Consider the following 11426-nt stretch of genomic DNA (forward strand, 5'->3'; position numbering starts at 1 on the left):
GTAGTTGTGTTATACACTTTACCTTGAAGCGCTGAACGACGGATCGAGAATGAATCTTCCTGCGCTTTTTTACCTTCAGTCGTATTGATTACAAGGTGGATTTCGCCGTTTTTGATACGGTCCACAATGTTTGGACGACCTTCAGTTACTTTGTTTACGCGTTCACATTCAAGACCAGCTTCGCTAATCACTTTAAATGTACCATCAGTTGCAAGAATCTTGAAGCCTAGGTCAATCAATTGTTTCGCAATACCTGCTGCACGAGGTTTATCTGAGTCACGTACAGAAATGAATGCGTGTTTCACTTCACCTTCTGTCGGAAGACCAGGTAGACGTTCGTTCGCACCTAGAACAGCTTTATAAAATGCTTCACCGAATGTTTTACCAACACCCATCACTTCGCCTGTAGATTTCATCTCAGGGCCAAGGATCGGATCAACACCAGGGAATTTGTTGAATGGGAACACTGCTTCTTTTACAGAGAAGTGTTCAGGGATAATCTCTGAAGTGAATCCTTGAGATTCTAGAGATTGACCCGCCATACAACGTGCAGCAACTTTCGCTAAAGATTCGCCGATACACTTAGAAACGAACGGCACAGTACGTGATGCACGTGGGTTCACTTCCAGGATGTAAACGTCTTCGCCTTTAACCGCAAACTGAACGTTCATTAGACCAATTACACCAAGTTCTTTTGCCATTGCAATTGTTTGACGACGCATTTCGTCCTGAATCTCTTTAGACAGAGAATAAGGAGGAATCGAACATGCTGAGTCACCTGAGTGAATACCTGCTTGTTCAATATGCTGCATGATGCCGCCAATCACAACGTCTTTACCGTCAGAGACACAGTCTACGTCAACTTCGATTGCATCATCCAGGAAACGGTCAAGCAGAACAGGCGCTTCGTTTGATGCTTGAACTGCATCACGTAGGTAGCGTTTAAGTTCTTCATCGTTATAAACGATTTCCATCGCACGACCACCAAGGACGTAAGAAGGACGTACCACAAGTGGGTAGCCTACTTTAGATGCTTCAGCCATACCTTCTTCAGCAGATTTTACGATGCTGTTGTTTGGTTGACGAAGTTGCAGGCGTTGAATCATTTGCTGGAAGCGTTCACGGTCTTCTGCGCGGTCAATCGCATCAGGCGATGTACCAATGATTGGCGCACCTGCTTCTTCTAAAGCACGAGCCAGTTTCAAAGGTGTTTGACCACCATACTGAACGATAATGCCTTTTGGCTTCTCGATACGTACGATTTCAAGCACATCTTCAAGTGTAATTGGTTCGAAGTACAAACGGTCAGAGGTGTCGTAATCCGTAGAAACAGTTTCAGGGTTACAGTTCACCATGATGGTTTCATAGCCGTCTTCACGCATTGCAAGGGCAGCATGTACACAGCAGTAATCGAATTCGATACCTTGACCGATACGGTTAGGGCCGCCACCAATCACCATGATCTTGTCACGAGTCGATGGATTTGCTTCACATTCTTCATCGTAAGTTGAGTACATGTAAGCTGTATCAGATTCGAATTCTGCAGCACATGTATCGACACGTTTGTAAACTGGCGTTACGCCCAGGTTCCAACGGTGTTTACGGAATTGTTTTTGTGAAATGCCCATCAAGTTCGCAATGCGAAGATCTGATAAACCTTTACGTTTGAATGCACGGATGTTATCCGCATTCAAATCACCAAAACCTAAAGTTTTGATTTGGTTTTCAGTTTTTATGATATCTTCGATTTGGATCAAGAACCAACGGTCGATGTTCGTCGCAGCAAATACTTCATCAAGCGTGAAACCGTGACGGAATGCATCGCCCACGTACCAGATACGCTCAGGACCTGGAACTTTAAGCTCTTGTAAGATTTTCTCACGCGCGCCTTCAGTACCCGCTTCGATTTTCTCATCAAAGCCAGATGCACCGACTTCAAGACCACGAAGCGCTTTTTGCATAGACTCCTGGAAGTTACGACCAATGGCCATCACTTCACCCACAGATTTCATCTGTGTTGTCAAAGTTGCATCAGCTTGTGGGAATTTCTCAAAGTTGAAACGAGGAATCTTGGTAACTACATAGTCAATTGCAGGTTCGAATGATGCAGGTGTTGTACCGCCAGTAATGTCATTTTTCAGTTCATCAAGGGTATAACCCACAGCCAGTTTCGCCGCAATTTTCGCAATCGGGAAACCAGTTGCTTTAGACGCAAGCGCAGATGAACGAGAAACACGCGGGTTCATCTCGATCACAACCATACGGCCATCTTTCGGGTTAATACCGAACTGAACGTTAGAACCGCCTGTTTCTACACCAATTTCACGAAGTACAGCTAGAGAAGCGTTACGTAGTAACTGGAATTCTTTATCTGTAAGCGTTTGCGCAGGCGCAACAGTGATCGAGTCACCTGTGTGCACGCCCATTGGGTCGAAGTTTTCAATAGTACATACAATGATACAGTTGTCGTTTTTGTCACGAACAACTTCCATTTCGTATTCTTTCCAGCCAATTAATGATTCATCGATCAATAACTGTTTGGTTGGAGAAAGATCGAAACCGCGTTCACAGATTTCAATGAATTCTTCTTTGTTGTATGCGATACCGCCGCCTGAACCACCCATGGTGAATGATGGACGGATAATCACAGGAAAACCGAAGCGCGCTTGAATTTCTAAAGCTTCTTCCATTGATTCGGCAATGTCTGCTTTTGGACATTCAAGACCAATTTTACGCATTGCCTGGTCGAACAGTTTACGGTCTTCAGCTTTTTCAATCGCTTCTTTGGTCGCACCGATCAGTTCAACATTGAATTTTTCTAAAATGCCGTGCTCATCAAGGGCAAGGGCACAGTTCAATGCAGTTTGACCACCCATTGTAGGAAGAACTGCGTCTGGGCGTTCTTTCTCAATGATTGCTGCAACAGTCTGCCAGGTAATCGGTTCGATATACGTTGCATCTGCCATTGCAGGGTCAGTCATAATGGTTGCCGGGTTAGAGTTCACCAAAATAACACGGTAGCCTTCTTCACGAAGCGCTTTACATGCTTGCGCGCCTGAATAGTCAAACTCACACGCCTGACCAATCACAATAGGACCAGCACCGATAATTAAGATACTTTTAATGTCTGTACGTTTAGCCATGATGCTTCCTTAATTACTTCTTAGATGCTTCGATAAGTTCGATGAAATGATCGAACAATGGTGCGCAGTCATGTGGACCAGGGCTTGCTTCAGGGTGACCCTGGAAGCTGAATGCAGGTTTGTCTGTGCGATGGATACCTTGGTTAGTACCATCAAACAGTGAGCGATGAGTCACACGCAATACCTCAGGCAAGGTGCTTTCATCCACTGCGAAGCCGTGGTTTTGAGAAGTAATCATCACTGTACCAGTTTCAATGTTCTGTACAGGATGGTTGGCACCGTGATGGCCGTGAGGCATTTTCACAGTCTTGGCACCGCTTGCAAGCGCAAGAATCTGGTGGCCCAGGCAAATCCCGAATACAGGAATATTGCGGGCATCTTCTACAATTGTTTTTACAGCTTCAATTGCGTAGTCACATGCAGCTGGATCGCCAGGGCCGTTCGACAAGAACACGCCATCTGGATTCAGTGCAAGTACGTCAGCAGCAGGAGTTTGCGCAGGCACAACGGTCAATTTACAGCCGCGATCTGCAAGCATACGTAAGATGTTGGTTTTGACACCGTAATCGTATGCAACAACATGGAATTTAAATTCTGGTTGAGCGAAGCCTTTACCTAAAGTCCATGAACCTTCAGTCCATTCAAAACCTTCAGGATCACAGCATTCTTTTGCAAGGTCTAAACCATTCAGACCACCGAATGCGCGTGCTTTTTCAAGTGCTTCTTCTTCAGTGATGTTTTCGCCTGCAAGGATACAACCGTTTTGTGCACCTTTATCACGCAAAATTCGAGTTAATCGTCGCGTGTCGATGTCAGCAATAGCCACTACATTGTGCTGTTCTAGATATTCACCTAGTGATTGTTCAGCACGGAAGTTACTGTGTAATAAAGGAAGGTCACGGATAATTAAACCGTTTGCCCATACTTTATGAATACGACCTGATTCTGCGTCTTCTTCGTTGCAACCCGTATTACCGATATGTGGGTAAGTTAAAGTTACAAGCTGCTGTGCATAACTTGGATCAGTCAAAATTTCTTGATAGCCAGTCATGGCAGTGTTGAAAACGACTTCACCAGTCGTACAACCCGATGCGCCAATCGAAGTACCTTTAAAGATAGTTCCGTCGGCAAGGGCTAAAATTGCTGGGGTGCTCAAACCAAAGCTCCTGAAATTTAGGCTGTAAAAAAGCGAGTAGACGAAAAAAAAGGAAGGTTAATTTTTAAACCTACCCTCCTATGTCTGCTCGCTTGAACTTAACACGGCATTATACGCAGTAACACCTGCTAAGTCCAATAGCTTTGCTGCAAAAGTATGAGATAAATGGCTTGCTTTTTGCTTGAAAGTCTGTTTCTTGATCAATGTTGAAAAATGTAACCATTTAATAATTGTCAGACAAATCAAGTCTTAAATTTTATCGAATTTACTAATATGAAAGCGTCAAAACATAACTAAAGGCAAAAGACATGGCTACCCCAACTAAAACTACAACATCTAAAAAAAATCTGAATGTCGTTGTCACTGAAACTGCCGAGCAGCTTGAAAAAGCAGCAATAGAGGCGAAAGAGCAGGCAGTGGAAACGCTTGGCGAAAGCAAAGAAAATATTGAAGCTGAAGTAAAAAAACTGAGCAATACTGTAACTGATCAGCTAACACAGTTTAAACAGGATTTACTGCAGCGCATCGATACCCTGAAAGAGCAGTTGTTTGGCTCACAAAAAGAGTTGAATGAACTGACCAGCTTCATTAAAACCGAATTTAATGCGGTCATTGATGATCTATCAAAACTCGGTAAAGAATTAAAAGAAGATGTCACCCAGATTTCGACCAAGCATAAGGATCATCTGGCAGATACCCTAAAACGCTCTAAAGACAGTACGATTGAAGTTTTGAAAAAAGTTAAACCCGTCGTTGTAAAAGGAGAAACCGAAGAAAAAGAAACTGATCTAAAAAGTTAAATAAGCAACAAAACAAAAAAAAGAAGCCGAAGGAGAGCATCTATGTTCTCCTTTCGTATTGGACGCAACACTGACTCATAAAACAAAAATAGGGGGTCATGATGCAACATCATCTTATAGCGGCAATATTGCTACTTGCCTTGATCATGGTTTTAAATCTTGAAACCTGGAAAAGCCGTCTAGCCTATCTTGCCATGGTAATACTGAGTTTTAGCTATCTCAGTGTTTTACAGGCCGCAGTTTCCATTATTGCGATTAGGATGATTCTGATTTTTTACGCTGCTGTGACAGCAGTACAGAGAAATACAAGACTACATCACTAATCCACTTACCCTGAACTTCAGGCAAAATAAAAAACGTGAGACCGATGAGCCTCACGTTTTTATATTTTTATCATTTGTGTATTACAGGAGAGTATTTACATCCTAGAACACATGTAACCAGTCACGCTTGTTATGAAAGTCTGCCTGTGGACTGCTGTGCTGCATGGCATAGTATTGATCGCCTTGAGGGGTTTTCAATACAGCAGACAAGCCCAGGAATAGATCAGCCCATTTTAGCTTGTTCAGGGCCATGAAATCGGTTAGATCCAGGCTGACATTGAGTCCATAATGGGTACGCTTGAGCTGGTTCAGGTCGATATCATAAGCCGCTTGTGGCGGCATTTCTTCTGGATAACGGTATTCTTCAAACTGATAGGCTTGCCAGGCCTGAGAAGGAGAGAGATTGATTTCGCGATAAAAATCTTCGTCCTTTACCCCAATAAAAATTTCAAAACACGTCTGTTCCCAGAGGAAGTCCTGACGGGGATGTGCTGCGACCAGTTCTGGCCAAAGCACATACTGGTTTGGATCGCGTAGCCAAAAACCCACATTTAACGTAGATGGGCCTTGCTGTTCAATCGCGCCGACCAGCGAGATGGCCTGAAAACGACGATCGAATGCATTCAGTTCGTAACTAGCCATAGATCCTGAACTTAGTTAGACAAGTGCGCAAAGCGAACAAGGTTAGACAGTTTTTGGTTCTGTTTCGGCGCTTTTTTGTAAAGCAACGCGATTTTACCAATGGTTTGTACGATTTCAGCACCTGTTGCTTCAACAATCTCAGTAATGAGAACAGCACGTGCTTCACGATCTTCAGCCACAACTTTCACTTTAATCAGTTCGTGGTCGTTCAGCGCACGCTCAAGTTCTTCGATCACATTTTCAGTCAGGCCTTTGTCACCAAGCATTACCACCGGGTTTAATGCATGTCCGATTTGACGTAAACGTTTACGTTCCTGAATAGATAAAGACGCCATGAGAGATAACCTGATTTTTAAAACGGCTTAGTATAGCAAAAGCAAAAAACAAACGCTTTATATTCTCAGGAAATAATCGGTGCCATCACATAAAAAATCCAACCAACTGTCTTAGATTTAGATACAGATCAATACTGCAAATCATGTGTTTTTCACGTACAATTAATAATTGGAAGTTTTTTTTATTTAGAGAGTTATGGCAACACGCATTACCAACCAGAAGTTATCCAAAAGTAGTCGTGCGTGGATGAGAGAGCATCTCGATGACTTTTATGTGAAGAAAGCGCAAAAAGAAGGTTATCGGGCACGTGCAGCGTATAAACTTCTTGAGATTCAAGAAAAATACGGCATTATCAAACCAGGTATGACGGTTGTCGATCTGGGCGCAGCGCCAGGAAGCTGGTCGCAAATTGCTGGTAAACTGGTCGGTTCTAAAGGTCTGGTGATCGCATCGGATATCCTGGAAATGGATGCACTGCCAGATGTGACCTTCCTGCAAGGTGACTTTCGTGAGCAGGAAGTGTTCGATAAATTGTTAAATATTTTAGATGGACGTACGGTAGACGTTGTAATTTCCGATATGGCCCCCAATACATCAGGTAATAAGGCTGTAGATCAACCGCGTCAGATCTATCTCTGTGAACTGGCCCTGGACTTTGCCAACAAGGTTTTAGGTCCTAAAGGTCAGTTTATTGTTAAAGTCTTCCAGGGCACTGGCTTTGATGAATTCCGTAAGGAAGTTGTTAATAGTTTTGATGTTCTGAAAACGGTAAAACCTGCTGCATCGCGTGCTCGCTCGAAAGAAGTCTTTCTGGTGGGGCAGGGGCGCAAGAAGGCTTCGAAATAAAGTCTACTTGCCAACACGCTAAAAATTGTGCATTTTGTACGTTTTTAATAATTGTAAGTTGAACAAACTTGGAAATTCAGGTCACCCGCGAGGGCATGATCAAATTAGATTGGAAATGGGAATAAAGCTTTGAGCGATCTTTTTAAGAATGCCGTATTGTGGCTCGTGATACTGGGTGTGCTGGTGCTCATCTTCAGCAACGTCAGTGATCGCAATCAGCCGACAACAATGAACTATTCAGAGTTTGTTGCAGCGGTGAATGACGGCCAGATTAAGCAAGTGACAATAGATGGCGAAAGAATTCGTGGTGAGAAATCAAACGGTTCCGAATTTGAAAGTATTCGTCCGGCAGTTCAGGATCCTGAACTGATGCCAAATCTCATCAAGAACAATGTGGTTGTTGAAGGTACTGCACCACAACGCCAAGGCTTGTTGATGCAGTTGCTGATTGCAAGTTTTCCTGTGCTCTTAATCATTTTGTTATTCATGTTCTTTATGCGCAACATGGGTGGCGGTGCAGGCGGCAAGAACGGCCCGATGAGCTTCGGTAAGTCAAAGGCAAAAATGCTGTCTGAAGACCAGATTAAAGTCACCTTTACTGATGTTGCAGGTTGTGATGAAGCAAAACAGGAGGTCGTGGAAATCGTTGACTTCCTGAAAGATCCTGCGAAATTCAAACGTTTGGGTGCAACTATTCCTAAGGGCGTCCTGATGGTGGGTCCTCCGGGTACGGGTAAAACCCTGCTTGCAAAAGCGATTGCAGGTGAAGCAAAAGTTCCATTCTTCAGTATTTCCGGTTCTGACTTCGTAGAAATGTTCGTGGGTGTCGGTGCATCTCGTGTACGTGACATGTTCGAACAGGCGAAGCGCCATGCACCATGTATCATCTTCATCGATGAGATTGATGCTGTCGGTCGTCACCGTGGTTCAGGTACAGGCGGTGGTCACGATGAACGTGAACAGACCCTTAACCAGATGCTGGTTGAAATGGATGGTTTCGAAGGCAATGAAGGGATTATCGTCATCGCGGCAACTAACCGTGCCGATGTACTGGATAAAGCCTTACTTCGTCCCGGTCGTTTTGACCGTCAAGTGATGGTTGGCTTGCCAGACATTAAAGGTCGTGAACAAATCCTGAATGTTCACTTGAAGAAACTGCCGTCTACAACGGGTGTGGATGTGAAAGTCTTGGCTCGTGGTACTCCTGGTTTCTCTGGTGCGCAGTTGGCAAACCTTGTAAACGAAGCAGCATTATTCGCGGCACGTCGTAACAAGAATACTGTCGACATGCATGACTTTGAAGATGCTAAAGACAAGCTGTATATGGGTCCTGAACGTAAATCGATGGTACTTCGTGAAGAAGAGCGTCGTGCTACGGCTTACCATGAAGCAGGACATGCAATTGTTGCGGAAATGCTGCCAGGTACTGACCCTGTGCATAAAGTAACGATCATGCCGCGTGGTTGGGCATTAGGTGTAACCTGGCAGTTGCCTGAGTTTGACCAGACCAGCCATTACAAAGATAAAATGCTGAATGATATTTCGATCTTGTTCGGTGGTCGTATTGCAGAAGAAGTCTTTATTAACCAGATGTCGACTGGTGCCTCAAATGACTTTGAACGTGCAACCAAAGTTGCGCGTGCGATGGTGACCAAATACGGTATGTCTGACAAGTTAGGCGTAATGGTCTATGAAGATGACTCGCAACAGTCATTTATGGGCAACATTGGCAGTCGTACGATTTCTGAAGCGACTCAACAGCAGGTTGATGCTGAAGTACGCCGTATCATCGATGAGCAATATAAAGTGGCTCGTGATATTCTGGAAAATAACAAAGATATCGCGCATGCCATGGTGAAAGCGTTGATGGAATGGGAAACAATTGATCGCGAGCAAATCCGAGACATTATGGAAGGTCGTGAGCCTAAGCCACCTAAGGTCTATGTTTCAGATAATCCTGTAATTGATGTAACACCGAAGGATGGGCCGTTGACTCCTCCGCCATTACCAGCTAATTAAGCAGAAAATAAAAAAACCACCTTCGGGTGGTTTTTTTATGGCAATGATTTGGATTGTTTTGGCGTGATGCTATATTCAGCTATAAAAAACCAATGAGCAAAAATAAAAATGACAATACCTGTTTTGGAATCCCGTATTTATCAGTTACGTTTAGAAGCGCTGACTTGGAAGCATTTTACAGATTTAGAAGCAGCTTGTGCTGAAGGAGATTTGGGCGAAGTGCTTTATAATTCTGTACCTTACTTAAGCGAATTAAAACAATATGTACAGCAAGCTTTGGTTCAACAAGCTCAGGGTACAAGGATGGCTTTTGCTGTGATTGATTTAACATCGGGTCGAGCGATTGGAACCACCAGTTATCATGATATCAAGCCTGAAATTCCACGTGTGGATATTGGTTATACCTGGTATGCACAGCGTTATCAGCGTACCTATGTGAATCGGGTCTGTAAATATCTTCTTTTAAGTCATGCTTTTGAAGAGCTTAATGCTCGGGTAGTAGGCTTTCGTACGGATCATCTGAATCTAAAAAGTCAAAAAGCCATTGAAGCTCTAGGAGCTAAACGGGATGGCATCATTCGATGTCATATGTTGCGTAAAGATGGTCAGACAGTGCGGGATAGCTATATCTATAGTATTTTAAGAAGTGAATGGGTAGAGGTAAAATCACAGTTACAATCTAAGCTTATGCAATACTCAAATAAACCGCAGTTTGAAATTTAATTCTGGCTTGTTTCAGCTTTGCTTTATATCGCTATCCATACGACAATACGCCAGTTATTGGATTTAGGATGAAAACATGCAGCTGATGCCGTTATTACCACGCGTATGGACATTTGAACACTTAACACTGGATCTGTCCCAGCCGCATGTGATGGGAATTCTGAATGTTACACCGGATTCATTTAGTGATGGGGGCAAACATAATTCTCAAGATGCTGCAGTAGCGCGTGCATTAGAAATGATGGCAGAAGGTGCAACAGTTATTGATGTGGGTGGCGAGTCGACCCGTCCGGGTGCATCGGTGGTTGAAGTAAAAGAAGAAATTCGCCGTGTAGTGCCTGTGGTTGAAGAACTGGCCAAGCACAATGTCGTGATTTCAATTGATACTTCCCAGCCAGAAGTGATTAAGGCTGCAGTGAAAGCTGGAGCACATATCTGGAATGATGTTCGTGCACTGACACGACCGAATGCCTTGCTAACTGCTGCTGAGTTGGATATTCCGGTCATTATTATGCATATGCGTGGTGAACCTACTACGATGAATAATCTGGATCAGTATCAAGATGTCACGCTTGATGTCATTGCGGAATTAAAACAGCGCGTGCAGGATGCTTTAGATGCCGGGGTGAAAGCTGAGCACATTATGATTGATCCCGGTTTTGGATTTGCCAAAAATGCTGAACAGAACCTGAAACTACTGAATGAATTGTACAAACTAACTCAACTTGGTTATCCAATATTGTCGGCGTTGTCACGTAAACGCTTTATTGGACAGGTGCTGGATGGAGCAGAAGCCGTAGAACGCGCAGTGGGGTCAGTAGCAGCACACTTGCTAAGTATTCAACAAGGTGCCTGCATGGTACGTGTACATGATGTTAAAGCGACAGCAGATGCGATTAAGGTCTGGAAGGCAATGCAAGCCGCGGTTTAATTGTTGGCTAGATTGCATGTTAGGCGGCGTGCTGTTTGGCTTTTAAGCGGCAATATGGTATATAGGGCACGCTTAATTTTTAGTTATAGTTTTAGAGTGCCTGTAATGTTTGCAGATTTACTTCTCCCAATGTTCGATGATGAATATTATCCCGATATTCTGGTTGCTGAAGTAAAGCAGCACATCGAACGTTTTGCCAAAAAAGTGACAAAATCTGGTTTATCTGAATATGAGATTTATCAGTTTGCCAATGCGACTGTGGCAGAAATCAATGAAATGAAGCCGCAGTTCGAAGACCTGGATTCCTCTTTAGATGATACCGCAGCAGATTATATTGCTGAAGCCATGATGATGGTGGTGCAGGAACAGGGATACTTCGAAGTTGAAATGGAAGAACTGGTCGCTACCCGCGAATGGTAAAAAAAAGCCCTGTTTTCACAGGGCTTTTTTTAATGATCTAAAAATGCTTCTTTAAAATTTTTATAATAAATTTCATCCAGCAGTTTC

Annotated in this window: 10 protein-coding genes; 6 read left to right on the top strand and 4 right to left on the bottom strand. The window is 43.6% G+C overall.

Annotated elements, in window-relative coordinates:
• Together carB and carA are read right to left on the bottom strand one after the other, a co-directional pair.
• On the bottom strand, nucleotides 1–3143 hold a 3143-nt coding region (carB, locus tag B4033_RS11700; protein WP_286834183.1), incomplete at its 3' end, for a carbamoyl-phosphate synthase large subunit.
• 13 nt (nucleotides 3144–3156) lie between these two features.
• The gene (gene carA, locus B4033_RS11705; protein ID WP_286834184.1) at nucleotides 3157–4299 is read right to left on the bottom strand and encodes a glutamine-hydrolyzing carbamoyl-phosphate synthase small subunit; all 1143 of its coding nucleotides are present in this window, start codon (nucleotides 4297–4299) and stop codon (nucleotides 3157–3159) included.
• A gap of 308 nt (nucleotides 4300–4607) precedes the next feature.
• On the opposite strand from carA, the gene B4033_RS11710 reads away from it, so the two are divergent.
• Nucleotides 4608–5099, top strand: coding sequence for a hypothetical protein (locus tag B4033_RS11710; protein WP_286834185.1), 492 nt, complete (start codon nucleotides 4608–4610; stop codon nucleotides 5097–5099).
• A 425-nt stretch (nucleotides 5100–5524) separates the two neighbouring features.
• Here B4033_RS11710 and B4033_RS11715 read toward each other — a convergent pair whose 3' ends face one another.
• Together B4033_RS11715 and yhbY are read right to left on the bottom strand one after the other, a co-directional pair.
• Nucleotides 5525–6064 (bottom strand): DOMON-like domain-containing protein, encoded by a 540-nt coding sequence (locus B4033_RS11715; protein ID WP_071320231.1) that lies wholly within the window; start codon nucleotides 6062–6064, stop codon nucleotides 5525–5527.
• 11 nt (nucleotides 6065–6075) lie between these two features.
• On the bottom strand, nucleotides 6076–6399 hold the full coding sequence (gene yhbY / locus B4033_RS11720; RefSeq protein ID WP_004814942.1) for a ribosome assembly RNA-binding protein YhbY: 324 nt from the start codon (nucleotides 6397–6399) through the stop codon (nucleotides 6076–6078).
• A gap of 196 nt (nucleotides 6400–6595) precedes the next feature.
• Here yhbY and rlmE point away from each other — a divergent pair, with 196 nt between their 5' ends.
• The 5 genes from rlmE (at nucleotide 6596) to B4033_RS11745 (ending at nucleotide 11339) form a co-directional block, all read left to right on the top strand.
• Nucleotides 6596–7246, top strand: coding sequence for a 23S rRNA (uridine(2552)-2'-O)-methyltransferase RlmE (rlmE, locus tag B4033_RS11725; RefSeq protein ID WP_048882412.1), 651 nt, complete (start codon nucleotides 6596–6598; stop codon nucleotides 7244–7246).
• 129 nt (nucleotides 7247–7375) lie between these two features.
• Entirely contained in the window at nucleotides 7376–9265 is a 1890-nt protein-coding gene (ftsH, locus tag B4033_RS11730; protein WP_286834188.1) for an ATP-dependent zinc metalloprotease FtsH, read from the top strand.
• A 108-nt stretch (nucleotides 9266–9373) separates the two neighbouring features.
• Nucleotides 9374–9988: a GNAT family N-acetyltransferase gene (locus B4033_RS11735; protein WP_286834190.1), complete on the top strand. Its 615-nt coding sequence runs from the start codon at nucleotides 9374–9376 to the stop codon at nucleotides 9986–9988.
• 76 nt (nucleotides 9989–10064) lie between these two features.
• A complete protein-coding gene (folP, locus tag B4033_RS11740; RefSeq protein ID WP_286834191.1) occupies nucleotides 10065–10919 on the top strand; it encodes a dihydropteroate synthase in 855 nt (284 codons plus the stop codon).
• A 105-nt stretch (nucleotides 10920–11024) separates the two neighbouring features.
• Entirely contained in the window at nucleotides 11025–11339 is a 315-nt protein-coding gene (locus tag B4033_RS11745; protein ID WP_004892021.1) for a DUF5713 family protein, read from the top strand.
• The last annotated feature ends 87 nt before the right edge of the window (nucleotides 11340–11426 follow it).

This window comes from Acinetobacter sp. UBA3132 (assembly GCF_002364825.1).
Taxonomy (GTDB): Bacteria; Pseudomonadota; Gammaproteobacteria; order Pseudomonadales; family Moraxellaceae; genus Acinetobacter; species Acinetobacter schindleri.

What these genes read in the sequence shown, in the direction of transcription:
- B4033_RS11710 (WP_286834185.1), top strand. Translation starts at nt 4,608, where the DNA reads ATGGCTACCCCAACTAAAACTACAACATCTAAAAAAAATCTGAATGTC.
- B4033_RS11715 (WP_071320231.1), bottom strand. Translation starts at nt 6,064, where the DNA reads ATGGCTAGTTACGAACTGAATGCATTCGATCGTCGTTTTCAGGCCATC.
- yhbY (WP_004814942.1), bottom strand. Translation starts at nt 6,399, where the DNA reads ATGGCGTCTTTATCTATTCAGGAACGTAAACGTTTACGTCAAATCGGA.
- rlmE (WP_048882412.1), top strand. Translation starts at nt 6,596, where the DNA reads ATGGCAACACGCATTACCAACCAGAAGTTATCCAAAAGTAGTCGTGCG.
- B4033_RS11735 (WP_286834190.1), top strand. Translation starts at nt 9,374, where the DNA reads ATGACAATACCTGTTTTGGAATCCCGTATTTATCAGTTACGTTTAGAA.
- folP (WP_286834191.1), top strand. Translation starts at nt 10,065, where the DNA reads ATGCAGCTGATGCCGTTATTACCACGCGTATGGACATTTGAACACTTA.
- B4033_RS11745 (WP_004892021.1), top strand. Translation starts at nt 11,025, where the DNA reads ATGTTTGCAGATTTACTTCTCCCAATGTTCGATGATGAATATTATCCC.